Raw genomic sequence first — 24,919 nt, 5'->3', positions numbered from 1 at the left:
CTCTTCCGATCTGCTGGCCGGCATTGGGCGCCATTCAACCTCGGGGCTGCCGGCCAGCGGCCGGCACTACCCCATTCACCCACCTGAGTGAAATCTGACCGGATCGGCCGATTTTGCTGCACTGCAAAATGCCATACGGTACCGTCTGGTCCTAGTATCAAACAATCGTTTGATTAAGGTCCGCCCACCGATGGCCAAGCCCGCCCACTTCTCGACCAAGGACCGGATCCTCGGCGCGGCCGAGGAGCTGTTCGCCCAGCACGGCTTCGCTGGCACCTCGCTGCGCCAGGTGACCAGCCAGGCCGACGTCAACATCGCCGCGGTCAACTACCACTTCGGCTCCAAGGAAAACCTGGTCAACGAGGTGTTCCGCCGCCGCATGGACGAGATGACCGGTGCCCGCCTGTCGCAGCTCGAGCGCGCCCGCGCCGAGCACCCGGGTGAACTGCGCCCGGTGCTGGCTGCCTTCGTCGAGCCGGCCCTGGCGCTGGCCCAGGACCGCCAGAACGGCGGCGCCTTCGTGCGCGTGATCGCCCGCGCCTACGCCGAGAAGAACGACAACCTGCGCAAGTTCCTGTCCGACCACTACGGCCACGTGCTGCGTGCGTTCGGCAAGGCCATCGGCGAGTGCGTGCCGGACCTGAGCAAGGAGGAGCTGTACTGGCGCCTCGACTTCCTGGCCGGCTCGCTGACCTATGCGATGGCCGACTTCGGGCTGATCAAGCGTCCCGCCGGTGTCACCGAAGCGGCGCATCGTGCCCATGCCGCCCACGAACTGATCCATTTCGCCGAAGCCGGGTTCCGCGCCGCCGCACGCGCCAGCGCCCTGCCCGCTTCCCTTTGATTCCACCCAGTAACTGCTGACCAACAAAGGCCCTACACCATGTCCAATTCCCTGCTAGTCCGCCGCGCCGCCGTGCTGGGTGCCGGCGTCATGGGTGCCCAGATCGCCGCCCACCTCACCAACGCTGGCGTCGACACCGTGCTGTTCGACCTGCCTGCCAAGGAAGGTCCGGCCGACGGCATCGTGCTGAAGGCGATCGCCAACCTGGGCAAGCTGAGCCCGGCGCCGCTGGCCAGCAAGTCGCTGGCCGAAGCCATCACCCCGGCCAACTACGAGTCCGGCCTGGAGCAGCTGAAGGACTGCGACCTGATCATCGAGGCCATCGCCGAGCGCATGGACTGGAAGCAGGACCTGTACAAGAAGATCGCCCCGTTCGTGGCCGACCACGCGGTGCTGGCCTCCAATACCTCGGGCCTGGGCATCAACAAGCTGGCCGACGTGCTGCCCGAGCAGCTGCGCCACCGCTTCTGCGGCGTGCACTTCTTCAACCCGCCGCGCTACATGCACCTGGCCGAGTTGATCCCGGCCACCACCACCGATGCCGCCGTGCTGGAAGGACTGGAAGCATTCCTGGTCACCACCCTGGGCAAGGGCGTGGTGTACGCCAAGGACACCCCGAACTTCATCGGCAACCGCATCGGCGTGTTCTCGATCCTGTCCACCATCCACCACACCCAGCAGTTCGGCCTGGGCTTCGATGAAGTGGACGGCCTGACCGGCCCGCTGGTCGGTCGCCCGAAGTCGGCCACCTACCGCACCTCCGACGTGGTCGGCCTGGACACCATGGCCCACGTCATCAAGACCATGGGCGACACCCTGCCGAATGACCCGTGGCATGAATTCTTCAAGTCGCCGAAGTGGCTGGACGCGCTGATTTCCAAGGGCGCGTTGGGCCAGAAGACCGGCGCCGGCATCTTCCGCAAGGTCGGCAAGGACATCGTCGTGCTGGACCTGGAGAAGCAGGACTACCGCCCGGCCGACCGCACTGCCGCACCGGACGTGGTCGAGATCCTGAAGATCAAGAACCCGGCCGAGAAGTTCGCCAAGCTGCGCGAGAGCCAGCACCCGCAGGCGCAGTTCCTGTGGGCGACCTTCCGCGACCTGTTCCACTACAGCGCCTACCACCTGGCCGACATTGCCGAGACCGCGCGCGATGTCGACCTGGCCATCCGCTGGGGCTACGGCTGGTCGCTGGGCCCGTTCGAAACCTGGCAGGCCGCCGGCTGGAAGCAGGTGGCGCAGTGGATCGCCGATGACATCGTCGCCGGCAAGAGCATGAGCAATGCCCCGCTGCCGGATTGGGTCTTCGACGGCCGCGACGGCGTGCACGCCGCCGAGGGCAGCTACAGCCCGTCGCGCAACGCCAAGCTGCCGCGCTCGTCGCTGCCGGTGTACCAGCGCCAGCGCTTCCCGGATCCGCTGCTGGGCGAGAAGTTCGCGCCGGGCGAGACCGTGTTCGAGAACGACGGCCTGCGCATGTGGCACGACGGTGATGGCATTGCCGTGGTCAGCTTCAAGACCAAGATGAACACCGTGTCCGACCAGGTGCTGGACGGCCTGCAGGAATGCGTGAGCCGCGCCGAGAAGGACTTCCAGGGCTTGGTGATCTGGCAGCAGAAGGAGCCCTTCTCCGCCGGTGCCGACCTGGCCGGTGCACTGGGCCTGCTGCAGGCCGGCAAGGTCGACCAGTTCGAGGAAATGGTCGCCAACTTCCAGCGCACCAGCCAGCGCATCAAGTACTCGCTGGTGCCGGTGGTGGCAGCGGTGCGTGGCCTGGCCCTGGGCGGCGGCTGCGAGTTCCAGATGCACAGCGCCAAGACCGTGGCCTTCCTGGAAAGCTACATCGGCGTGGTCGAGGCCGGTGTCGGCCTGCTGCCGGCCGGTGGCGGCCTGAAGGAACTGGCCGTGCGTGCCTCTCAGGCCGCGGGCCCGGGCGGTGACGTGTTCGCCGAACTGAAGAAGACCTTCGAGACCGTGGCGATGGCCAAGGTGTCCAACTCGGCGGTCAACGCCAAGGAACTGGGCCTGCTGCGCAGTACCGACAAGGTGGTGTTCAACAGCTACGAGGCCCTGCACATCGCCAAGGCCGAAGCCCGTGCACTGGCCGAAGCGGGCTACCGTCCGCCGCTGCCGGCACGCCGCATCCAGGTGGCCGGTGACGTGGGCATCGCCACCTTCAAGATGATGCTGGTCAACATGCTGGAAGGCCGTTTCATCAGCCCGTACGACTACGAGATCGCCGAACGCATCGCCACCGTGCTGTGCGGTGGCAAGGTCGACCGCGGCACCCTGGTGGACGAAGAGTGGCTGCTGACCCTGGAGCGCAAGCACTTCGTCGAACTGGCCCAGCAGGAAAAGACCCAGGCCCGCATCGCGCACATGCTGAAGACCGGCAAGCCGCTGCGTAACTGATTGATGGCGGGTGCCGACCCCTGGTTGGCACTCCTCTGCCTCTGGTGGGTGCCGACCGTTGGTCGGCACCCCGGCTAAAAAATTCGAGAGATCACTGCAATGACCAAGCAAATCCAGGACGCCTACATCGTCGCCGCCACCCGCACCCCGGTCGGCAAGGCGCCCAAGGGCATGTTCCGCAACACCCGCCCCGACGACATGCTTGCGCACGTGCTGCGCAGCGTCGTCGCCCAGGCCCCGGGCGTGGACGTCAACCGCATCGATGACGCGATCATCGGCTGCGCCATGCCGGAAGCCGAGCAGGGCATGAACGTGGCGCGCATCGGCGTGCTGCTGGCCGGCCTGCCCAACACCATCGCCGCACAGACCGTGAACCGCTTCTGCTCCTCCGGCCTGCAGGCCGTGGCGCAGGCCGCCGACGCGATCCGCCTGGGCAATGCCGACCTGATGCTGGCCGGCGGCACCGAATCGATGTCGATGGTGCCGATGATGGGCAACAAGATCGCCATGGCGCCGAGCGTGTTCGACAACGACCACGTGGCCATCGCCTACGGCATGGGCATCACTGCCGAGAAGGTCGCCGAAGAGTGGAAGGTCTCGCGCGAAGACCAGGACGCCTTCGCCCTCGCCTCGCACCAGAAGGCCATGGCCGCGATCCAGAACGGCGAGTTCAAGGACGAGATCAGCCCGTACGAGATCGTCTCGCACCTGCCGGACCTGGCCGACGGCCAGCGCATCATCACCCGCAACAAGATCGCCGACACCGACGAAGGCCCGCGCCCGGATTCCTCGGCTGAAGGCCTGGCCAAGCTGCGCCCGGTGTTCCGCAACGGCCAGTTCGGCGGCACCGTCACCGCCGGCAACTCGTCGCAGATGAGCGATGGCGCCGGTGCCGTGCTGCTGGCCTCGGAACAGGCGATCAAGGACTACGGCCTGACCCCGCTGGCCCGTTTCGTCAGTTTCTCGGTGGCCGGCGTGCGCCCGGAAGTGATGGGCATCGGCCCGATCGCTGCGATTCCGAAGGCACTGAAGCAGGCCGGCCTGACCCAGGACCAGCTGGATTGGATCGAGCTCAACGAAGCCTTCGCCGCGCAGTCGCTGGCGGTGATCCGCGACTGCGGCCTGGACCCGGCCAAGGTCAACCCGCTGGGCGGCGCGATCGCCCTGGGCCACCCGCTGGGCGCGACCGGCGCGATCCGTACCGCCACCCTGCTGCACGGCCTGCGTCGTCGCCAGCAGAAGTACGGCATGGTGACGATGTGCATCGGCACCGGCATGGGCGCGGCGGGTATTTTCGAGGCGCTGTAAGGATCAAGGCGTTGCCGGCTGGAGTGTCGGTTGGCTGTGGGGCCCGGGTGGGGTGAGGCTGCCCGGGACACGCCGTGAACCCCCAGACCGGCCCAGCCGCTGGCGGCTGTGCGTTCGGGCGCTTGCGAAGCAGTGCTTCGCAAGCAAAGCGCCCTCACCCATGGGGGCTTGGCAGCGGCTTGCTAGCGTGCGCAATCCTGCGCACGCAGCAAGGCCGGGGTTGGGCGCCCTGCCCAACCCGCCAGGCGCATGCGCCTGGCCCATGCCGCTGACAGTCCCGGTCAGCCTCACCCACCCGCGCCACCCAACATTCCGCGCGGCGGAGGGTTTAGCAAAAGCAAGGTCAAAAGCTGGGGTCAGAGCCCTTTGCTGCGCAAAGGGATCTGACCCCAACAATCAAAAAAGGCAGCCATAGGCTGCCTTTTTTGCTTTTGCTCTTGCCCTTGATTCCGCCCTTCCCGTCCGCGCCCGCAGGAAATCTGACAGGCGGTACGGGTGGGCCTTTGCAGGACCGTTGGCGCCATGGATGGCGCCATCGAGCCCCCATGGATGGGTTTACGGCGTGTCCTGCAAAGGCCCACCCGTACCGCCCACCACGTATCAATCAAGGCGCCGCGAACGGAGCGCTTGATAAACCTTATTCCGCCAACATCGCCGTCAGCTTCTCCCGCGCCGGCCCTGCCAGCTTCGGGTTGTCCAGCGCGAAGCGGATCGTCGCTTCCACCAGCCCCAGGTGCGTACCGCAGTCGAAACGAGTGCCCTCGAAACGGTAGGCATCCACCTCTTCGGTCTTCAGCAGCTGCGCGATCGCATCGGTCAGCTGGATCTCGCCGCCGGCACCGCTGCCGGTCTGCTCCAGCAGCTCGAAGATCTTCGGGCTCAGCACGTAGCGGCCGACCACGGCCAGGTCGCTCGGCGCGTCCTCCGGCTTCGGCTTCTCCACGATCTGCGAAATACGGCCCTTGCGGCCATCGAAGGCCTCGGTCGCGACGATGCCGTAACTGGCGGTCTTGTCGTGCGGCACATCTTCAACGGCAATGACGCTGGCGCCGCTGGCTTCGTTGAGATCGGCCATCTGCTTCAGCGCGCTGTCGCCGCGGTTCCAGATCAGGTCGTCCGGCAGCAGCACCGCGAACGGCTCGTCACCGATCACGGCCTTGGCACACAGCACCGCATGGCCCAGGCCCAGCGCCTCGGCCTGGGTCACGAAGATCGCGCGCACGCCATTGGGCAGCACGTGACGGATCAGCTCCAGCTGCTCCTGCTTGCCGGCGCGCTCGAGCTTCTGCTCCAGCTCGTAGGCCTTGTCGAAGTAGTCGGCGACCGCGTGCTTGTAGCGGTTGGTGATGAACACAAGCGTGTCACAGCCGGCCTCGATTGCTTCATCCACGGCGTACTGGATCAGCGGCCGGTCAATGATCGGCAGCATCTCCTTCGGCACGGTCTTGGTTGCTGGCAAAAAACGCGTCCCCAAACCCGCTACGGGGAAAACTGCTTTGCGAATTCGCTTGCTCATTGGTGCCTGTTGGCCTCGCGTGCGGGAAAGGGCACGACTTTAGCGGATGAAATGTAAGCATCCTGTTCGATTGGCGAGAACTCGGGCATCGTCGCGAACAGGACTTCCTTGATGGTTTCGGTGTCGTAGCTGCACACCGCCTCGCGCAGGCGCGGGACGTTGCCCAGCACCAGATCGCGCGAGAACATGCGCACGCCGGCCTCAAGGACCTTCGGATGCGCGGTTGCGCGGTAGTCCTCGTCCGAATAGAACAGCGTCTCGTGCAGCTTCTCACCCGGACGCAGGCCGGTATAGATGATCTGCACATCCTTGTACGGCTGCTTGCCCGCCAGACGGATCATCTGCTCGGCCAGCAGCCGGATCGGCACCGGCTCGCCCATGTCGAGCGTGTAGATCGCACCGTGCGAGGCCGAGGCTGCGGCCTGCAGGATCAACTGGCAGGCCTCGGGGATGGTCATGAAGTAGCGGGTGACTTCCGGATCGGTGACCGTGACCGGACCACCGCGCAGGATCTGCTCGCGGAACAGCGGCACCACGCTGCCGGCCGAGGCCAGCACGTTGCCGAAGCGCACGGTAACGAAACGGGTGTGCGTGGACTTCTGGTCCAGGCTCTGGCAGATCATCTCGGCATAGCGCTTGCTGGCACCCAGCGCGTTGACCGGATCGACCGCCTTGTCGGTGGAGATGAACACGAAATGCTCGACGCGCGCTTCCAGGCAGGCGCGGGCCACGTTCTCGGTCGCCAGGATGTTGTTGCGCACAGCTTCGCGCAGCTGCCGTTCCAGCACCGGTACATGCTTGTACGCTGCGGCATGAAACGCGGTGTCGACCGGATGCAGCGACAGCGCATGGCGGATCACCGCAGGATCGCCACAGTCGCCCAGCACCGCTTCGATCTCGATATCGGGGAAGCTGCGACGCAGCTCACCCTCGATGGTCAGCAGCAGCAGTTCGCTGATCTCCAGCAGGATGATGCGGCCGGCACCGTGGCGCGCGCACTGGCGGCACAGCTCCGAGCCGATCGAGCCACCGGCACCGGTCACCATCACGGTGCGACCGCCCAACCAGCCCCGGATCAGGTTCCAGTCCGGGGTGATCGGCTTGCGGCCGAGCAGATCCTCGATCGCCACTTCCTTCAGTTGGCCGGGCAGCGACTGCCCCTGCAGGATGTCGCTCAGCTTGGGCACGGTGCGGAACGGCACGCCGGTGCTTTCGCAGATGGCGACCACCCGCTGCATGCCTGCGGCATCCAGCGAGGGCATGGCGATCACCAGCAACTTGGCCGCAGTCTCGCGGACCACCGCCGGGGCATCATCGAGGCTGCCCAGGATCGGCAGGCCCTGCAGCTTGGCGCCGCGCAGGTGCGGTGCGTCGTCCAGCAGGCCGACCGGTTCGAAGTTGCCGGAGCGGCGCAGATCGCGGACCAGCGTCTCGGCGGCTTGCCCCGCACCGAGGATCAGCACGCGGCGCGCGCTCGAATCCGACTGCAGTGCCTGGTAATCCTTCCAGGCCCGGTACAGCAGGCGCGGCGCGCCCAGCAGCGCCGACAGCGCGAACGGATAGATCACCAGCACCGACATCGGCACGCCGTCGAAACGCTTCCACATCAGCACCAGCACGATGCCGACCAGGCCGATGAAGCTGGCCTTGAAGATGTTCAGCAGGTCGCTGACGCTGGCGAAACGCCACAGCCCGCGATACAGGCCCACGCGCCAGAACACCAGGCCCTGCAGCAGCAGCACCAGGGTGGTGTCGACATTCCAGAGCGGAAGCGAAGGCGCGTTGGGGAGGATCGAGTACCGCCCGGCGTGGAGCAGCTGCCAGCATGCCCAGACCATGAACAGGTCGTGGCAGACGATGGCCGAACGCGGCATCAGGCCGAGGATTCTGTCCCGCCAGGGTGAAGCCATAAGTCAGGTATTTCCTTGTCGGTGACGCAATCCATTGCGCAGGAGGATCCAGAGGACGCTCAGCGCGAGAAACCACGCGACCGCCAGGACAGCCTCCCACCTCGGCTGCAAATTGGAGCAGACATTAAGCACTGTAATACTGAACAGGCCCAAAGCAAAGTACATCCCTGTCACCTGGGCGTGGCTGGCTCCTGCCTGCACCGCCCGCTGGTAGACGTGCTGGGTATGGGGTTCCATCCAGCGTTGTCCGGAGATGATGCGCGCCGCCAGTGTGAAGCACGCGTCCACGAGGAACGCCGAAGCCGGCACCAGCAGCAGGATCCAGTTGATATCGGTACGCACCGCAGCGATGGCCAGGACGACGGCGACTGCATAGCCCAGCGCGCCACTTCCGACATCACCCATGAAGATCCGGGCCCGCGGGAAATTGAACGGCAGGAAGCCCAGGCAGGCCAGGCCCAGCGCCACCGCGGCCAGCGAATACGGCCAGGGCAGCACCGGCGCCAGGCCCAGCGCAACAACAATGGCCTGGCTGGCGGCAATACCGTTGATGCCATCCATGAAGTTCCAGATGTTGATCAACGAGGCGGTGAATACCAGCACCAGCCCGGCCAGCAACCAGCTTCCACCATGCACCTTGACCAGGGCGGCCAGCAGCGCGGCGGCAATGAAGTGCACCAGCAGGCGGCGCATGGCCGGCAACGGCCGGTGGTCGTCCCACCAGCCGATGCCCGCCACCAGCACCAGGCCCAGGCTGGCCACCAGCAGGCTCGGTGTCGATTCAGGCCAGACCCACATCGCTGCACCGGCGGTGACCAGCAGGCTGATGACGATGGCGATGCCACCACCGCGCGGCGTTGCCACGCTATGGCTGCGACGCTCGCCGGGCTGGTCCAGCAGTTGCTGGCGCAGGGCATAACCCCGTGCCGCCCAGGTCAACCCCGCACTCAGCAGGGCCAGCCCCAGCAGCGCGCCCATCACGAGCCACGGCATGGATCAGAGCACCGCGTAGTTCAGCAGTGGCTTGACCGTGCCCCATTCCTTGCAGCTCGGGCACTGCCAATGGTGGGTACGTGCACCGAACCCGCAACGGGTGCAGCGATAAGCGGGATTGCGCACCAGCAGCTGGTCGGTGATGTGCTTGAGGTCATGCAGGGTCGCTGTGGAATCGGCGCCCTCGGCCAGGGTCAGGTCGATCAGCGCCGATTCGCCACGCACCGACGGACGATCCTTGAGCTGGCGGCCAAGGTAGGCTCGGGCCGGAGCCACGCCCTCCTGCTCTTCCATCAGACGGGTCAGGGCCAGCACCGGGGCGATGCCACGGTAGTGCTCGGTCATTTCCGACAGGAACGCACGTGCGCCGCCCAGGTCGCCGACCTTGCGATAGTTTTCCATCAACGCCGGCAGCAGCTCGGGCAGGTACTCGGGGTCGTTGCGCGCGGCACGTTCGAATGCACGCACCGCGGCTTCAGCGTTGCCCGCATCCGTCTCGAGGCGACCTTCGATGATGCCGGCGCGCACCGACATGGCGTCGGCCTGGTAGGCGCGGGCGATCGCCGCCCTCGCCTCTTCCAGCTTGCCGGCACCGCGGAAGCGTTCAGCCAGTTCGCATTCGAACTGCCCGATCAGCTTGCCCATCGGCTCGCCGGTGACGTCTTCGAAGCGGGTGGCGTTGTCGATCGCCTTTTCCCAGTCACGCTCGGCCTGATAGATGCCGATCAGGTGCTTGAGCGCCTGCGGGGCGCGCTGGTCGAGCTGTGCCAGCTCGGTGAACACGGTCTCTGCGCGGTCCAGCAGGCCGGACTTCATGTAGTCCTCGCCCAGCGCCAGCAGGGCCTGCACGCGCTGCGCGTCGCTCAGGTCGTGGCGGTTGACCAGCCCCTGGTGCAGGCGGATGGCGCGGTCGACTTCACCGCGGCGGCGGAACAGGTGGCCCAGCGCGACCTGGGTCTCGAAGGTTTCCTTGTCCAGCTCGGCGATGTGCAGGAACAGTTCGATGGCCTTGTCCGGCTGCTCGTTGAGCAGGTAGTTCAGACCACGGAAGTAGGTGCTGGACAGGCGGCTGACCTGGTTGTCACCGTGGCGCTGGCCACCACGCCGGCCGATCACCCACCCGGCCAGTGCGGCCAGCGGAACGAACAGGAAAAACCACAGCCACTCGGTGACGAAATCCATCTTCGATCAGCGTCCATCAAAAGATTGGGGGGAAACACCCGCGGCCGGCGTTGCCGCCACGGACTTGTTGGCACGGCGCAGCTGACCGTAGAGCGGAATGACCACGCTCACCAGTACCAGGCCGGCACCGACGATGACACCGATCAGCAGGGCCGCGATCAGCGCCACGCCGACAGAGGTATTCAACTGGGTAAACAGCAGGTTGATCGACATCGCGGTCATGTTGACCGCACCAATGATCAGCCCAAGGATCAGGACCGCCAGCAGGACCAGCAGACGAAAGACCTTCATGCGACAGCTCCAGTGGCAGGAGTCCGTAGCTTATCCGACCCGCGGCTGGATTCGCACGCGGTGGCGCGACGGAGGCTCAGGCCGGATCGGCGTCCAGCGGCAGCACACTGCTGACCCGCTCGCGCAGTTCCTTGCCCGGCTTGAAATGGGGGACGTGCTTGCCCGGCAGGGCAACCGATTCGCCGGTCTTCGGGTTGCGACCCAGGCGCGGCGGACGATAGTGCAGCGAGAAGCTGCCAAAACCACGGATTTCGATGCGATCCCCGGCGGACAGCGATCCGCCCATCATTTCCAGCAACGACTTCACCGCCAGATCGACATCATCGGCCTTCAGGTGCGCCTGGCGGCGCGCAAGAATTTCGATCAGTTCGGATTTGGTCATTACCGGCTCACATCAGGGGCATCTCAGCCTGAAACGGCCCGGGCAGAAGCCCGGGCCGTCCAGGAAACAACAAACAGCGTAAGGCCGATTACTCGGACTTGTTGCCGTTCAGCTGTGCACGCAGCAGCGCGCCCAGCTGGGTGGTGCCGCTGGAAGCCGAAGAGGACTGGTATTCCTCCAGCACTTCGCGCATTTCCGCGTCGTCCTTGGCCTTGATCGACAGCTGCAGGGTGCGGCCCTTGCGGTCCATGCCCACGAACTTGGCTTCGATCTTGTCGCCGACCTTCAGGTGCTGGGTGGCGTCGTCAACGCGCTCGTTGGCGATGTCGCGAGCCGAAACGTAACCCTCGATGCCGTCAGCCAGCTCGATGATCGCGCCCTTGGCGTCGACTTCCTTCACCACGCCTTCGACCTTGGAGCCCTTCGGATTGGCAGCCATGTACTGCCCGAACGGATCCTGCTCCAGCTGCTTCACGCCCAGGGAGATGCGCTCGCGCTCCGGATCGACAGCCAGGACGACGGCGTCCAGGGTATCGCCCTTCTTGAAGTTGCGAACGACGTCTTCGCCGGTGGTGTTCCAGCTGATGTCGGACAGGTGGACCAGGCCGTCGATGCCGCCGTCCAGGCCGATGAAGATGCCGAAGTCGGTGATCGACTTGATCTGGCCCGACACCTTGTCACCCTTCTTGTGGGTGGCAGCGAAGGTTTCCCACGGATTGGCGGCAACCTGCTTCATGCCCAGCGAGATACGGCGACGCTCTTCATCGACGTCCAGCACCATCACTTCGACTTCGTCACCAACCTGCACAACCTTGGACGGGTTGACGTTCTTGTTGGTCCAATCCATCTCGGAGACGTGCACCAGGCCTTCGACGCCCGGCTCGATCTCAACGAACGCACCGTAATCGGTGACGTTGGAGACCTTGCCGAAGACGCGGCTGTTGGCCGGGTAACGACGGCCGATGTTGTCCCACGGATCCTCGCCCAGCTGCTTCAGGCCCAGCGAAACGCGGTTGCGCTCGCGGTCGAACTTCAGCACGCGGACGTCCAGCTCGTCGCCGACGTTCACGACTTCCGACGGGTGACGCACGCGCTTCCACGCCATGTCGGTGATGTGCAGCAGGCCGTCGATGCCGCCCAGGTCCACGAACGCGCCGTAATCGGTCAGGTTCTTGACGACACCCTTCAGGATCGCGCCTTCCTGCAGCTTGTCCATCAGCTGCTCGCGCTCTTCCGAGTGCTCGCTTTCGACGACAGCGCGGCGCGAGACCACGACGTTGTTACGCTTGCGGTCCAGCTTGATGAGCTTGAACTCGAGTTCCTTGCCTTCCAGGTAGGCCGGATCGCGCACCGGGCGCACATCGACCAGGGAACCCGGCAGGAAGGCGCGGACATCCTTGATGTCCACGGTGAAACCACCCTTGACCTTGCCGCTGATGCGGCCGGTGATGGTTTCGTTCTTTTCCAACGCTTCTTCCAGCTCGTCCCACACCATCGCGCGCTTGGCCTTCTCGCGCGACAGGACGGTTTCGCCGAAGCCGTTCTCGATCGAGTCGAGGGCGACCTTGACGATGTCGCCTTCGGCGACGTCGATTTCGCCAGCGTCGTTACGGAACTGTTCGATCGGCACGATGCCTTCGGACTTCAGGCCAGCGTTGATCACCACGACGTCGCCGCGGACTTCAACAACGGTACCGCTGACGATGGCGCCCGGCTTCAGCTTGGCCAGGTTGGCCTGGCTGGCTTCAAACAGTTCGGCAAATGATTCGGTCATTAGATTTACTCTGTTGGACACATGGGTCGGTGGCGTCCCCTTCAGGGGAATGGCGACCGCCCGCCTGTTGGTCGACCCCGGAAACGCAGGTCGTGTGTAGTAGGAAAACCGCCACGCATCATTGCGCGACGGAGCTGGTACAGCACTGCTTTGCGCGACCACCACCGATGCAGCTGGCAGTGCTCCCGCGCGAACGGATCAGGCAGCCGGAACCGGAAGCAGATCCATCACTCGGGCAACGACATCATCGATGCCGATGCCTGTGGTGTCGATGAGGACAGCATCGTCTGCCGGCTTCAGGGGCGCCACGGTACGCTGGGCATCACGGGCGTCGCGGGCCATGATCTCGCGCAGGAGGTCATCAAAGTTAACAGAAACCCCCTTGTCTTTCAACTGCTTATGCCGGCGCTCGGCGCGCTCCTCGGCACTGGCGGTCAGGAAGACCTTGTAGGGGGCGTCCTTGAAGATCACCGTACCCATGTCGCGGCCATCGGCGACCAGGCCGGGCAGCTCCCTGAATGCGCGCTGGCGCTCCTTCAGGGCGGCCCGGACCTCAGGAATTGCGGCAATGGCCGAGGCCAGCGCGCCGGTGGTCTCCAGGCGCAGCTCGTCGGTGGCATCGGTGCCGTTGACCATGACCCGCATCGACTCGCCCTGTTCAACAAACTGAACATGGGTGTCGAAGGTGCAGCGCACCAGCGCCGAGGCGTCAGAGGTGTCGATGTCGGCCCAGCTCGCGGCCACGCCCACCGCGCGGTACAGCGCCCCCGAATCCAGGTAATGCCAGCCCATCCGGCGCGCGATGATGCGGCTGATGGTACCCTTGCCGGCCCCGGAAGGGCCGTCGATGGTCAGGACGGGAGCGAGTGGATTCATGGGGTTCCCAGAGCGTGTGAAGGGGTCATTCTAGCCCCTGCCAGACACCCCCAGCGGGATCTTTTGTGCAACCACTTGAAACCACGAGGAAAAGCCCGGTAGAATGGCGGGCTTGAACGAGCGTCAACTGCCGATTGTCTTTCGCATATCGCGGCCACGCTCCACCCGAACAACTACTGTTTACGCCGAGGTATGCCATGAAAGTCCTGTCCTCCCTGAAGTCGGCGAAGGCCCGTCACCGCGACTGCAAGGTCGTCCGTCGTCGCGGCAAGATCTTCGTCATCTGCAAGTCGAACCCGCGTTTCAAGGCGCGTCAGCGCTAAGCCCAACAGCCTTCACGGCTGCGGCTGGCCCTACGCGGGGCCGACCCGATGCAAGAAACCGCCTTCGGGCGGTTTTTTGTTTATGCGGCTTTTTCCTGCTGATTTTGCTGTAATCGCCTTTCTTGACCACTGGGGAGTAGATCGAGATGAAGCGTTACCTGTCCGCCCTGGCCGTGATGGCCACCCTGGCCGCCGCCACACCGGCGCTGGCCGATACCCTGCTTGTCGACCGCGCCCGCGAGAAGCCGGCCGGTGCCCTGCCCGTGCGCGGCCAGAGCATGCAGCAGGTACAGGCGCAGTTCGGCGCGCCGAGCGAACAGCTGCAGCCGCGTGGCGGGCAGAAGCGGCAATGGCCGACCATCAACCGCTGGGTGTACCCGCAGTTCACCGTCTACTTCGAGAAGCAGAAGGTGATCGACGTGGTGGCCAACCAGGCGGACCCGAACGAAATCGGCCCGAAACCGCCGATCCGTTGATCCCTTTACCCGCCGTGGGCGGGCCTGTGTAGCGAGACCATGAACCAGACCCTTCGTTTTCCTGCCGAGTGGGAAGCCCAGAGCGGCGTCCTGATTGCCTGGCCCACCGCCGACACCGACTGGGCCGACCGCCTGGGCCAGGTGGAAGAGACCTACATCGCCCTGGTCGCGGCCATCACCCGCTTCCAGCCGGTGCTGATCTGCGTGGCCGACGACGATGTGGAGACCTATGCCGAAATGCGGCTGCGCTCCAACCGCATCGACATGGACAAGGTCCACTTCACCACGGCCGCCTACGACGATACCTGGCTGCGCGACTCCGGCCCGATCACCCTGCGCCGTGCCGACGGCGGTTTCCAGCTGCTGGATTTCCGCTTCACCGGCTGGGGCGGCAAGTTCGACGCCACCCTGGATGACCAGCTGGTGGGCGTGCTGGACCACGCCGGCGTGTTCAACGACGCGCCGGTGCGCAGCATCCCGTTCGCGCTGGAAGGCGGCGGCATCGAGACCGATGGCGAAGGCACCCTGCTGACCACCTGGAAGTGCCTGCACGAGCGCCATCCGGACCGCGACCGCGCCAGCCTGAGCGCCGACCTGGCCGACTGGCTGCAGCAGGACCGCGTGCTGTGGCTGGACCACGGCTACCTGGAAGGCGACGACACCGACGCGCACATCGACACCCTCGCCCGCTTCGCCTCGGCCGACAGCATCGTCTACCAGGCCTGTGACGACGAGAGCGACTCGCACTTCGCCGAACTGCAGGCGATGGGCAACGAGCTGGCCGCACTGCGCACCAAGGATGGGCAGCCGTACCGCTTGTTCCCGCTGCCGTGGGCACAGCCGGTGATCGACGAAGGCCGCCGCCTGGCTGCGTCGTACGCCAACTACCTGATCGTCAATGGTGCGGTGCTGATGCCTGCCTATGGCGACCCGGCCGACGACCTGGCCCGCGATGTGCTGGCCCAGGCGCACCCGGGCCGCGAGATCGTGCAGGTGCCCTGCCGCTCGCTGATCTGGCAGAACGGCAGCCTGCACTGCATCACCATGCAGCTGCCGGAAGGGCTGTTGAAGGCATGACGGTAGTGCCGGCCGCTGGCCGGCAACCCCGCACTGCCTGATGGATCCACGGGATTGCCGGCCCGCGGCCGGCACTACCGATCGCAGCCATTCAGCGCGCGACACGCCGTCGCCGTCCATCCGCGCTAACATGCTGGTTTTCCCCCGCAGGAACGCCCCGCATGAACTCGCGCAGCCCCCTTACCGTCGCCCTGATCCAGGAGCGCAACCACGGTGATGCCGCCGCCAACCTGGCGGTGATCGAAGCACGCGTGGCCGAGGCGGCTGCGCAGGGTGCCAAGCTGGTGCTGCTGCAGGAACTGCATAACGGTCCGTACTTCTGCCAGCACGAATCGGTGGACGAATTCGACCTGGCCGAGCCGATTCCGGGCCCCAGCACCGAGCGCCTGGGCGCGCTGGCGAAGCAGCATGGCGTGGTGCTGGTCGGCTCGCTGTTCGAGCGCCGCGCCGCCGGCCTGTACCACAACACCGCCGTGGTGTTCGAGAAGGACGGCACGCTGCTCGGCAAGTACCGCAAGATGCATATTCCGGACGACCCGGGCTTCTACGAGAAGTTCTACTTCACCCCGGGCGACATCGGCTTCAAGCCGATCGATACCTCGGTGGGTCGCCTTGGCGTGCTGGTGTGCTGGGACCAGTGGTACCCGGAAGCGGCGCGCCTGATGGCGCTGGCCGGTGCCGAACTGCTGCTCTACCCGACCGCAATCGGCTGGGACCCGGACGACGTGCAGGACGAGAAGACCCGCCAGCGCGACGCCTGGGTGCTGAGCCACCGCGGCCACGCCGTGGCCAACGGCCTGCCGGTGCTGAGCTGCAACCGCGTCGGCCACGAGGCCTCGCCGCTGGGCGCCTCCGGCATCCAGTTCTGGGGCAACAGCCACGTGCTGGGCCCGCAGGGCGAGTTCCTGGCCGAAGCCGGCACCGATGCCACGGTTCTGCTGTGCGATGTCGACCTGCAGCGCAGCGAGCATGTGCGCCGCATCTGGCCGTTCCTGCGCGACCGCCGCATCGATGCCTACGGCGACCTGCTCAAGCGCTACATCGACTGAGCCGGAGTCCGCGCATGGCCGTCCTCATCCGTGATGCCGGTCCGGCCGACATCGCCGCGATCACCGCGATCTACGCGGTGGAAGTGACCGACTTCGTCAACACTTACGAGTACGACATCCCGGACGCGTCCGAGATGCTGCGCCGCATGCGCGACATCATCGACCGCGGCTTCCCCTACCTGGTCGCCGAGATTGACGGCCAGGTGGCCGGCTATGCCTACGCCAACACCTACCGCACCCGCGTTGCCTACCAGTGGACCGTGGAAAACTCGGTCTACGTCGATGCCGCGTTCCAGGGCAAGGGCGTCGGCACCGGCCTGCTGCAGGCGTTGATCGACGCCTGCGTGGCGCGTGGCTACCGGCAGATGGTGGCGGTGATCGGCGAACCGACCAATACCGCTTCAATCAAGCTGCACGAACGCTTCGGCTTCGAGCTGGTCGGCGTGTTCCGTGGCCTCGGCCGCAAGCATGGCCGCTGGCTGGATACCGTGCAGATGCAGCGCGCGCTCGGCGATGGCGCCGACACTGCACCTTCCAATGAATGAACCCATGACCGAAACCCTTCCCGAGACCGGCGACGACCTGTTCGCCGGCCAGCCGGTACGCGTTGTTGAACGCGACGGCGTGCGCTACACCCTGCTGGGCACCGCCCATGTCTCACGCGCCAGCGTCGAGGCGGTGGAGAAAGCCATCGACAGCGGTCGCTTCGACGCGGTGGCCGTTGAACTGGACCCGCAGCGCCTGCAGGCGCTGAGCGACCCGGACACGCTGGCCAAGCTCGACCTGGTCGAGGTGATCCGCAAGGGCCGCGTCGCCCTGTTCGCCGCCAACCTGGCACTGTCCGCCTATCAGCGCCGCCTGGCCGAACAGCTCGACATCGAGCCGGGCGCGGAACTGAAGCGCGCGGTGGAACTGGCGCGCGAACGCGACCTGCCGGTGCACCTGATCGACCGCGAGGTCGGCCTGACCTTCCGCCGCGCCTCACAGCGGTTGGGTTTCTTCGGCAAGCTGAAGCTGGTTGCCGGTCTCGGCGCCGGTCTGTTCTCGTCCGAGGAGGTGGGCGAGAATGAGATCGAGAAGCTCAAGCAGGGCGACATGCTGGAATCGAGCTTCGGCGAGTTCGCCAGCGAGAGCCCGGCACTGTACGAGACCATCATCGGCGAGCGCGACCGCTACATGGCCACGCGCCTGCGCGAGGAACACAACCCGCAGCAGCGTGAAGTGCTGGCGGTTGTCGGTGCGGGTCACCTGGCAGGCCTGGCGCGTTACCTGGAAACCGACACCGAGGCACCGGCACCGCTGCGCGCCGAGCTGGAGGCGGTGCCGAAGAAGCGCAACATTCCGTGGTTCACGCTGGGCATCCTGGCCATCGTGGCGACCGGCATCGGCGTGGGCTTCTACCGCGGCGGCCTCGGCGTGGGGACCGAACTGCTGGCGACCTGGGCGATGTATACCGGCGGCCTGGCGGGCCTGGGCTGCCTGCTGGCAGGCGGTCACCCGCTGAGCATCCTCACCGCGATCGCGGTGGCCCCGTTCAAGCCGTTCCGCCTGAGCATCCCGACCGGCGCATTCTCGGCGCTGGTGGAAGCGCGCCTGCGCAAGCCGGCGTACGAAGACTTCCTGAAGCTGCGCGACGACGCGCAGAGCCTGAAGGGCTGGTACCGCAATCGGGTCACGCGCGTGGTGCTGACGTTCATGCTGACCAACATCGGCAGCATGCTCGGCCTGTGGCTGACCACGTTCAAGGTGTGGGGCAAGGTGGCGGGTTGATTGTTCCGTGTAGCGTCGAGCCAAGCTCGACTGCGCTCTGGTAGGTGCCAACCTTGGTTGCCACGCCATGCCCGGCAAAAAAAGGGGGAGGCCGCCCCACTACGACCGGCCTCCCCCACACCACAACACGTTGACGTGTATTAGAGCCGGGCAGCGCCCGGCTCTACCATCTCCAGGCCGCGTGCGCGGCGGACCAGCCGCGTCACGGCACTGCGAAGGTCATCCAGCACCGCATAGATGGTCGGCAGGAACAGCAGGCTGACCACCGTGGAGAACGCCAGGCCGCCGGCAATCGCGCGCGCCATCGGCGCGTACTCCGGGCCGTTGCCGAACATCTGCGTGTTGGTCAGCGAGATCGGCACCATCGCCAGGATCGCCGTGCCCATCGTCATCATGATCGGGCGCAATCGCTCGCGTGAGCCCTCCACCAGCGCCTGCGTGCGTCCCATGCCGCCGCGCCGCAGGTTGTTGATGTGCTCGATCATCACGATGCCGTTGTTCACCACCACGCCCATCAGCACCAGGATGCCGATGAAGGACATGATCCCGAACGAGGTGCCGGTGATCCAGAACAGCCAGAACACACCGAAGATCGAGAACAGCACGCCGCTCATGATCGCCGCCGGGAACAGCAGCGACTCGAACACCGCCGCCATCACCACGTAGATCATCACCAGCGCGATCAGCAGGTTGAACACCATCTGCTGCATCGCTTCGTCGTCGTTGCCGTAGTCGCCGCCATCGAAGGTGAAGCCATAGCCGGCCGGGAAGTTCATCGGCTTGAGCACCGATTCCATCGCCTTGCGGCCATCGGGCGCGGTGACCTTCTCGGCCAGGTTGGCCTTGATGGTGAGCGTGGTCTGGCGGTTGGTACGACCGATCTGGGTCGCCGATGAACCGACGTCAACGGTGACCAGGCTCAGCAGTGGCACGCTGCGACCGTCGCCGGTGCGCACGCTGAAGCCGGCCAGGTCTTCCGGGCTGCTCTGCTCGGCGCCAGCGAAGCGCACCCATACCGGCACTTCATTGTCGCCGCGGCGGAACTCGCGCATCGGCGCACCGCGCAGGGCCAGGCCGACGAAGCTGGCGACCTGCTCGGCATTGAAGCCGAATGCGGCGGCACGCTCGCGGTCGACGCGCACCTTCAGCTCGCCGCCCTTCTCGCCGTTGTCGATGCGCACGTCGCGCAGCTCGGCACGCTGGGCCAGCAGCGGCACCACTTCCTGGCCGATCTCCTGCAGCATCGAACTGGAGTCGCCCACCAGCTGCACCTGCACGCCCTGGTTGCCGCCACCGCCGCCATCACCGCCCTGGTTGCCAACGAAGTAGTCGGTGCGGGCCGACTTCGGCAGGCCCTTGCGCAGCTCTTCCTGCAGCGCCTTGATGTCCTTGGCGTACTTCTCGTCCAGGGTGACCACGGTCGAGCTGCCTTCCTGCTCGCTGTACCAGGAGTACACCTGCTTGACGTGCAGGCGCTCGCGGTTGGCGTCGATCCAGTTCTCCACGCGCGCCACTTCCTCGGACATCTGCCGATAGGTGTAGGCGCCCTTCCACATGTAGCCGATGAAGATGTCCTTGCCGCCATCCCCACCGAACATGTCGACCTTGGTCAGCTTCATCGGCACCAGGCTGACCAGCACCACCAGCACGATGCCGAGCAGGCTCCAGCCGCGATGGTGCAGTGACCAGTCCAGCAGCCTGGCGTAGCGGCGCTGCAGCCGCGCGATCAGGCCGGTCTGCGAGTGCACCAGCTTGGGCGTGGCCATGCGCGCGGACAGCATCGGGATCAGGCTGACCGCGACCAGCCACGAGGCCAGCAGCGAGACCGAGATGGTGATCGCGATCTGCGCCATGAAGATGCTGATGTTGTTGGTCTCGCCAAACAGGTTCGGCACGAACACGATGCAATGGCACAAGGTGCCAGCGCTGAGCGCGATGGCCACGTTGCGGGTGCCGATGATCGAGGCCAGGCGCGGCTGTCCCGGCATGCGCTCGCGCTCCTGGTAGATGCTCTCCACCACCACCACGGCGTTGTCGACCAGCATGCCCACCGCCAACAGCAGGCCCATCATGGTCAGGATGTTCAGCGTCACCCCGACGAAGTACATGAAACCCAGGGTGATGGTGAAGCAGATCGGAATGGCCAGGGTCACCATCAGCGTGGACGGCCAATGGCGCAGGAAGAAGAACAGCACCGTGATCGACAGGATCAGGCCGACCGCACCGGCCTCGGCCAGTTCCAGCAGCGAGGAGGTCACCGCCTTGCCCTGGTTGTCGATCACCTTGATCTGCACGTCGCGCATCGACGCTTCGGCACGGATCGCTTCAACCTCGGCCAGCGCCGCGCGCGACACCTCCACCAGGTTGGCACTGCGCTCCTTGAAGATATCCAGCCCGACCGCCGGGTTGCCGTCCAGGCGGCGCCCGTAGTTCATCCGCGCCGGCTTCAGGCGCACGTCGGCGATGTCGCCCAGGCGCAGGCCCTTGGCGTTGATCACCAGGTCGCGCATTTCCTGCAGGTCGGTGATCTCGCCCACCGGCTGCACGCGCACGCGCTGGCCGTTGTCGTCGATCTGCCCGGCCGAGATCGAGAAGTTCAGCGTGCGCAGGCGGTCACTCAGCTCGTTGATGCTCAGCCCATGCGCGTTGAGCCGGTTCGGATCAATGGCGATCTCCACCTCGTTCGGCGGCGCGCCGGTAATGTCGACGCGGGCCACGCCGGGGATACGCTCGATGCGCCGCTTGAACTCGCGGTCGAGCATGTCGTAAGCGGTGGTCAGGTCGCTGGTGCTGGCCAGGCGCACCTTCAGCACCGGCTGGTCGCTGCTGGACCACTTGAACACGTTGTAGCGCTGCAGGTCGTCGGGCAGATCGCTGCGGATTGCATCGATGCGTTCGCGTGCATCGGAGGCGGCGATGGCGATGTCGCGGTCCCAGTCGCTGAACTCGATGAAGATCAGCGCCGCCTCGGAGGTGGCCGACGAGCGCATGCGCTTGATGCCGGTCATCGTCGCCAGCGATTCCTCCACCGGGCGGATGATGGTCCGCTCCACTTCCTCCGGGGTTGAACCGGTGTACGGAATCTGCACGAACAGGAAGGGCGCGGAAATGTCCGGCAACGCTTCCAGCGGCAACCGGAACGAGGCGATCAGGCCGATCACCACCAGTGACACGAAGCACATGATGGTGGTGACCGGGCGGCGGATGGAGAACTCGGCAACACTCATGCCGGCTCCTCCGCACCCGCCGCGCTGCCTGCCGCGCCCGACTCGATCTCGCCGGCGTGCTTGCGGCCACGCTCGCGGTAGTAGGCGTCACCACGGCGGTCCATCAGGTCGTAGACCACCGGGATCACCAGCAGGGTCAGCAGGGTCGACACCAGCAGGCCACCGATCACGGTGATCGCCATCGGCGCGCGTACTTCGGCGCCCTCGCCCATCGCCACCGCCAGCGGCAGGAAGCCGAACAGCGTGCACAGCGTGGTCATGATGATCGGCCGCAGGCGCGAGCGTGCACCTTCCACCAGGGCCTCGTGCTTGGCCACGCCGGCCTCGCGCAGCTGGTTGACCTTGTCGATCAGGATGATCGCGTTCTTGGTGACCAGGCCGACCAGCAGGATCAGGCCGATGAACACCACCACCGAGATGGGCTTGCCGGTCAGCATCAGTGCCAGGATCGCGCCGACCAGCGCCAGCGGGATGGTGAACAGGATCACGAACGGATGCAGCAGCGATTCGAACTGCGAGGCCATCACCAGGTAGACCAGGAAGATCGCCAGGCCGAAGGCGAAGATCAGCGACTTCGCCGCCTGCGCCAGTTCCTCGCCCTGGCCACCGATGTGCAGGCCGACACCCGCGCCCAGCGGCTGTTCGGCCACCATCTGCTGCACTTCGCGCATGGCCGCGCCGAGGTCGATGTCGCGCAGGTTGGCCGAGACCACCGCAACGCGGGTCTGGTCGGCGCGATGGATCTCGCTGGGGCCGGTGGTGGCAACCACGTCGGCCACCGCATCCAGCGTGACCGGCCGGGTGCTGCCCGGATTGACGATCAACCGGCGGATGCTCTCCACGCTGGCGCGGTCGCCTTCCTGGGCACGCACCAGCACGTCGATCTTGCGGTCGCGGAAGCTGTAGCGGGTGGCCACGTCGCCGCGCACCTTCTTCACCACCACGTCGGCGATCTGGCGGGTGGTCAGGCCCAGCGCACCGGCACGTTCCTGGTCGAAGCGGATCTGGATTTCCGGGAAGCCCTCTTCCACCGTGGACTTCACGTCGGCGTAGTGCGCATTGCCACGCAGCATCGCCGCCAGGCGCTGGCCAGCCACTTCCAACGTCGCCATGTCCTGCCCGCGCAGCTCGATTTCCAGCGGCGTGGAGAAGCTGAACAACGCCGGCCGCGCGAAGTCGACCTGTGCCCCCGGATGCTGGCCCATGCTGTCACGCAGGCGCTCGGTGATCTCGGCTTCAGTGCGTGCATTGCCACCGCCTTCCATCACCACGGTCAGCTTGCCGATGTTCTCGCCGCTCTCGGTCGGGCTGGCATCCAGGCGGGTGCCGCTGCCACTGACACCGTACAGCGAGGCCACGCCCTCGCCGTTGCCGTGGGCCAGCTGCAGCTCACGCACCAGCGCATCGGTCTGCTTGAGCGGTGTGCCGGCCGGCAGCTTCACCGTCATCTCGAAACGGTCCTGCGCCAGCTGCGGGATCAGGTCGGCACCGAGCATCGGCACCAGCGCCATGGTCGCCACGAAGATGATCGTGGCCACGCCGAGCACCTTGCCCGGATGGGCCAGCGCGCTCGGCAACAGGCGCAGATAGCCGCGCTCGGCACCGGCGTAGGGCTTCATTGCCAGGTCGCTGGCCTTGCGCATCACCGGGCCGACCACTGCCACGACGCCCCGCCACGCACGTACGACCAGCCAGGCCAGCGCATAGAAGCTCCAGCGCGCGGTTGCGACGGCACCACGACGGCCCAGCGCCACCGGCTTCTGCCAGCGGTTCTGCGGCTGCCACGGTTCGTTCGGCGCCTCTTCCGGGAATGCCAGCGGCGGCCGGCCCTTCAGCGAGCTCAGCATCGGAATCAGCGTCATCGATACCAGCAGCGAGATCGCGATGGCGATCGCCACGGTCAATGCCTGGTCGCGGAACAGCTGGCCGGCGATGCCATCGACGAACACCAGCGGCAGGAACACGGCGATGGTGGTCAGGGTCGAGGCAACCACCGCCATGCTCACTTCGCGGGTACCGACGATCGCTGCCTGCAGGACGCCCAGGCCACGCTCGCGGGCCTTGGCAATGCTCTCCAGCACCACGATCGAGTCGTCCACCACCAGGCCGGTGGCCAATGCCAGGCCGCCCAGCGACATCACGTTCAAGCTGAGGCCGAGCTGGCCCATGAAGAAAAACGTGGCGATGATCGAGACCGGCAAGGACAGGCTGATCACGAACGTGCTCCAGCCGTCACGCAGGAACAGGAAGATGATCAGGATCGCCAGCAGGCCACCGATCACCGCATCCTTCTTGACGTCGGCGATGGCGTGCTCGATGAAGCGCGACTGGTCCTCGATGGTGGTCATCTCGACGTCGGACGGGAACGTGCCCTTGATCTGCTCCAGGCGCTTGCGCAGCGCTTCGGCGGTGGAGACGGTGTTGGCATCGCCTTCCTTGTAGATGGCCAGTTCAACCGATTCCTTGCCGCCCAGGCGGATCACCGCTTCGCGTTCCTTGTAACCCTGGCGCACGGTGGCCACGTCCTTCAGGCGCACCGGCACGCCATTGGCGACCACGCTGGAGCCACCACCGGACGATGCGCTCTGCGCCGCCGAGGCCGCTGCGATGGCCGCGGCCGAACCGGTCGACGCGGCGATGTTGAACATCTGCTGCAATGCCGAGTCGGCTGCACTTCCATTCGAACCCTGGGTGGTGACCAGCAGGTTGCGGATCTCCTCCAGGTCGGCGAACTGGTTGACGGTGCGCACCAGGAAGCGCTGCGACCCCTCCTCCAGGCGACCGCCGGAGATGTTGATGTTCTCGTCCTTCAGGCGCTTGATGACGGTGTCGATCGGCAGGTTCAGCTGGGCCAGCTTCTGCTGGTCGATGTCGACCTGGATCTCGTCTTCCAGGCCACCGCCGACCTTGACCGCTGCCACGCCGGCAACCGGCTCCAGCTTCTTCTTCAGGTCTTCATCGGCATAGCGGCGCAGGCCGGTCAGCTCGCGGACCGCATCGGCATCGCTGGCCGGCGCCACCTTGTTCGACAGCACCAGGCGCATGATCGGCTCGGTGGACGGATTGAAGCGCAGCAGCACCGGGGCCTTGGCCTCCAGTGGCAGGTTCAGCGCTTCCATCTTGTCACGCACCTCCAGGCTGGCCTGGTCCATGTTGGTGCCCCAGGCGAACTCCAGCACCACGTCGCTCTGGCCGGTGCGCGAGACCGACTTCAGCTTGCGCAGGTTCTTGACCACGCCGACCGCCTCTTCGACCGGCTGGGTGATCAGGGTTTCGATTTCGGTCGGCGCCGAACCGGTGTACTCGGTGCGCACGGTCAGCGTCGGGTAGCTCAGGTCGGGCAACAGGTTGACCTTGAGGTTGCCCAGCGCGATCAGGCCGAACAGCAGCAGGGTGACCGTGCACATGGCGATGGTCACGCGGCGGCGGGTGGCGAATTCCACCAGGCCGCCGCGCATGCCGGCGGCGGCGCCATCGCTCGCCGGCGAGGCACCGTGGTCGTGGCCCGG

At 66.0% G+C, this 24,919-nt stretch carries 18 protein-coding genes and 1 pseudogene; 9 read left to right on the top strand and 10 right to left on the bottom strand.

Features of this window, described 5'->3' with window-relative positions; all coding sequences use genetic code 11:
- The first annotated feature begins 190 nt into the window (after positions 1-190).
- The 3 genes from H4O10_RS20510 (at position 191) to H4O10_RS20500 (ending at position 4,564) form a co-directional block, all read left to right on the top strand.
- On the top strand, positions 191-844 hold the full coding sequence (locus tag H4O10_RS20510; protein ID WP_005409294.1) for a TetR family transcriptional regulator: 654 nt from the start codon (positions 191-193) through the stop codon (positions 842-844).
- Positions 845-883: 39 nt separating this feature from the next.
- On the top strand, positions 884-3,256 hold the full coding sequence (locus H4O10_RS20505; RefSeq protein ID WP_182681065.1) for a 3-hydroxyacyl-CoA dehydrogenase/enoyl-CoA hydratase family protein: 2,373 nt from the start codon (positions 884-886) through the stop codon (positions 3,254-3,256).
- A gap of 99 nt (positions 3,257-3,355) precedes the next feature.
- Positions 3,356-4,564 (top strand): acetyl-CoA C-acyltransferase, encoded by a 1,209-nt coding sequence (locus H4O10_RS20500; RefSeq protein ID WP_019661304.1) that lies wholly within the window; start codon positions 3,356-3,358, stop codon positions 4,562-4,564.
- A gap of 637 nt (positions 4,565-5,201) precedes the next feature.
- On the opposite strand, the gene galU is transcribed toward H4O10_RS20500, so the two are convergent.
- The 8 genes from galU to cmk form a co-directional block, all read right to left on the bottom strand.
- Positions 5,202-6,080 (bottom strand): UTP--glucose-1-phosphate uridylyltransferase GalU, encoded by an 879-nt coding sequence (galU, locus tag H4O10_RS20495; protein WP_005409291.1) that lies wholly within the window; start codon positions 6,078-6,080, stop codon positions 5,202-5,204.
- Positions 6,077-7,990, bottom strand: a complete 1,914-nt coding sequence (locus H4O10_RS20490) for a nucleoside-diphosphate sugar epimerase/dehydratase (RefSeq protein WP_005413043.1) — start codon at positions 7,988-7,990, stop codon at positions 6,077-6,079. Before H4O10_RS20490 ends, galU begins: the two co-directional genes overlap by 4 nt.
- Positions 7,991-7,993: 3 nt before the next feature.
- Positions 7,994-8,983 carry a glycosyltransferase family 4 protein gene (locus tag H4O10_RS20485; RefSeq protein WP_182681064.1) on the bottom strand — a complete coding sequence of 330 codons (990 nt, stop codon included), beginning with the start codon at positions 8,981-8,983 and terminating at the stop codon, positions 7,994-7,996.
- 3 nt (positions 8,984-8,986) lie between these two features.
- Entirely contained in the window at positions 8,987-10,165 is a 1,179-nt protein-coding gene (lapB, locus tag H4O10_RS20480; protein ID WP_049428020.1) for a lipopolysaccharide assembly protein LapB, read from the bottom strand.
- A 6-nt stretch (positions 10,166-10,171) separates the two neighbouring features.
- Complete coding sequence (locus tag H4O10_RS20475; protein ID WP_076739220.1) at positions 10,172-10,456, bottom strand: LapA family protein; 285 nt, start codon at positions 10,454-10,456, stop codon at positions 10,172-10,174.
- A 76-nt stretch (positions 10,457-10,532) separates the two neighbouring features.
- Complete coding sequence (locus H4O10_RS20470) at positions 10,533-10,838, bottom strand: integration host factor subunit beta (protein ID WP_005409286.1); 306 nt, start codon at positions 10,836-10,838, stop codon at positions 10,533-10,535.
- 88 nt (positions 10,839-10,926) lie between these two features.
- Positions 10,927-12,612 carry a 30S ribosomal protein S1 gene (rpsA, locus tag H4O10_RS20465; RefSeq protein WP_005409285.1) on the bottom strand — a complete coding sequence of 562 codons (1,686 nt, stop codon included), beginning with the start codon at positions 12,610-12,612 and terminating at the stop codon, positions 10,927-10,929.
- Positions 12,613-12,810: 198 nt separating this feature from the next.
- Positions 12,811-13,488: a (d)CMP kinase gene (gene cmk, locus H4O10_RS20460; protein ID WP_005409284.1), complete on the bottom strand. Its 678-nt coding sequence runs from the start codon at positions 13,486-13,488 to the stop codon at positions 12,811-12,813.
- Positions 13,489-13,685: 197 nt separating this feature from the next.
- Between cmk and ykgO the strand changes: the two genes are divergently transcribed.
- From ykgO to H4O10_RS20430, 6 genes are all read left to right on the top strand, one after another.
- Positions 13,686-13,811 (top strand): type B 50S ribosomal protein L36, encoded by a 126-nt coding sequence (gene ykgO, locus H4O10_RS20455; RefSeq protein WP_005409283.1) that lies wholly within the window; start codon positions 13,686-13,688, stop codon positions 13,809-13,811.
- 146 nt (positions 13,812-13,957) lie between these two features.
- On the top strand, positions 13,958-14,287 hold the full coding sequence (locus H4O10_RS20450) for a hypothetical protein (RefSeq protein ID WP_005416228.1): 330 nt from the start codon (positions 13,958-13,960) through the stop codon (positions 14,285-14,287).
- Positions 14,288-14,326: 39 nt separating this feature from the next.
- Complete coding sequence (locus tag H4O10_RS20445; RefSeq protein ID WP_049397761.1) at positions 14,327-15,364, top strand: agmatine deiminase family protein; 1,038 nt, start codon at positions 14,327-14,329, stop codon at positions 15,362-15,364.
- Between the two features lie 161 nt (positions 15,365-15,525).
- Positions 15,526-16,413 carry a carbon-nitrogen hydrolase gene (locus H4O10_RS20440; protein ID WP_049397762.1) on the top strand — a complete coding sequence of 296 codons (888 nt, stop codon included), beginning with the start codon at positions 15,526-15,528 and terminating at the stop codon, positions 16,411-16,413.
- Positions 16,414-16,427: 14 nt separating this feature from the next.
- Positions 16,428-16,958 (top strand): GNAT family N-acetyltransferase, encoded by a 531-nt coding sequence (locus tag H4O10_RS20435; RefSeq protein ID WP_005409279.1) that lies wholly within the window; start codon positions 16,428-16,430, stop codon positions 16,956-16,958.
- Positions 16,951-18,183 (top strand): TraB/GumN family protein, encoded by a 1,233-nt coding sequence (locus tag H4O10_RS20430; protein ID WP_010484557.1) that lies wholly within the window; start codon positions 16,951-16,953, stop codon positions 18,181-18,183. The genes H4O10_RS20435 and H4O10_RS20430 overlap by 8 nt, the downstream gene beginning before the upstream one ends.
- A gap of 140 nt (positions 18,184-18,323) precedes the next feature.
- On the opposite strand, the gene H4O10_RS20425 is transcribed toward H4O10_RS20430, so the two are convergent.
- Together H4O10_RS20425 and H4O10_RS20420 are read right to left on the bottom strand one after the other, a co-directional pair.
- On the bottom strand, positions 18,324-21,410 hold the full coding sequence (locus H4O10_RS20425; RefSeq protein ID WP_076739221.1) for an efflux RND transporter permease subunit: 3,087 nt from the start codon (positions 21,408-21,410) through the stop codon (positions 18,324-18,326).
- Positions 21,407-24,862 (bottom strand): annotated as a pseudogene (locus tag H4O10_RS20420) (efflux RND transporter permease subunit); the annotation flags it as partial. The pseudogene H4O10_RS20420 and the gene H4O10_RS20425, both read right to left, overlap by 4 nt.
- Positions 24,863-24,919 lie beyond the last annotated feature (57 nt).

Source organism: Stenotrophomonas sp. I18B00994 (assembly GCF_014145825.1).
Lineage (GTDB): Bacteria > Pseudomonadota > Gammaproteobacteria > Xanthomonadales > Xanthomonadaceae > Stenotrophomonas > Stenotrophomonas maltophilia.
The sequence above is the reverse complement of the archived record's forward strand: the minus strand, read 5'-3'. Positions and strand labels throughout refer to the sequence as shown.

Excerpts from the sequence above, each read along its gene's own strand:
- H4O10_RS20510 (WP_005409294.1), top strand. The coding sequence starts at position 191 with ATGGCCAAGCCCGCCCACTTCTCGACCAAGGACCGGATCCTCGGCGCG.
- H4O10_RS20505 (WP_182681065.1), top strand. The coding sequence starts at position 884 with ATGTCCAATTCCCTGCTAGTCCGCCGCGCCGCCGTGCTGGGTGCCGGC.
- H4O10_RS20500 (WP_019661304.1), top strand. The coding sequence starts at position 3,356 with ATGACCAAGCAAATCCAGGACGCCTACATCGTCGCCGCCACCCGCACC.
- galU (WP_005409291.1), bottom strand. The coding sequence starts at position 6,080 with ATGAGCAAGCGAATTCGCAAAGCAGTTTTCCCCGTAGCGGGTTTGGGG.
- H4O10_RS20490 (WP_005413043.1), bottom strand. The coding sequence starts at position 7,990 with ATGGCTTCACCCTGGCGGGACAGAATCCTCGGCCTGATGCCGCGTTCG.
- H4O10_RS20485 (WP_182681064.1), bottom strand. The coding sequence starts at position 8,983 with ATGCCGTGGCTCGTGATGGGCGCGCTGCTGGGGCTGGCCCTGCTGAGT.
- lapB (WP_049428020.1), bottom strand. The coding sequence starts at position 10,165 with ATGGATTTCGTCACCGAGTGGCTGTGGTTTTTCCTGTTCGTTCCGCTG.
- H4O10_RS20475 (WP_076739220.1), bottom strand. The coding sequence starts at position 10,456 with ATGAAGGTCTTTCGTCTGCTGGTCCTGCTGGCGGTCCTGATCCTTGGG.
- H4O10_RS20470 (WP_005409286.1), bottom strand. The coding sequence starts at position 10,838 with ATGACCAAATCCGAACTGATCGAAATTCTTGCGCGCCGCCAGGCGCAC.
- rpsA (WP_005409285.1), bottom strand. The coding sequence starts at position 12,612 with ATGACCGAATCATTTGCCGAACTGTTTGAAGCCAGCCAGGCCAACCTG.
- cmk (WP_005409284.1), bottom strand. The coding sequence starts at position 13,488 with ATGAATCCACTCGCTCCCGTCCTGACCATCGACGGCCCTTCCGGGGCC.
- ykgO (WP_005409283.1), top strand. The coding sequence starts at position 13,686 with ATGAAAGTCCTGTCCTCCCTGAAGTCGGCGAAGGCCCGTCACCGCGAC.
- H4O10_RS20450 (WP_005416228.1), top strand. The coding sequence starts at position 13,958 with ATGAAGCGTTACCTGTCCGCCCTGGCCGTGATGGCCACCCTGGCCGCC.
- H4O10_RS20445 (WP_049397761.1), top strand. The coding sequence starts at position 14,327 with ATGAACCAGACCCTTCGTTTTCCTGCCGAGTGGGAAGCCCAGAGCGGC.
- H4O10_RS20440 (WP_049397762.1), top strand. The coding sequence starts at position 15,526 with ATGAACTCGCGCAGCCCCCTTACCGTCGCCCTGATCCAGGAGCGCAAC.
- H4O10_RS20435 (WP_005409279.1), top strand. The coding sequence starts at position 16,428 with ATGGCCGTCCTCATCCGTGATGCCGGTCCGGCCGACATCGCCGCGATC.
- H4O10_RS20430 (WP_010484557.1), top strand. The coding sequence starts at position 16,951 with ATGAATGAACCCATGACCGAAACCCTTCCCGAGACCGGCGACGACCTG.
- H4O10_RS20425 (WP_076739221.1), bottom strand. The coding sequence starts at position 21,410 with ATGAGTGTTGCCGAGTTCTCCATCCGCCGCCCGGTCACCACCATCATG.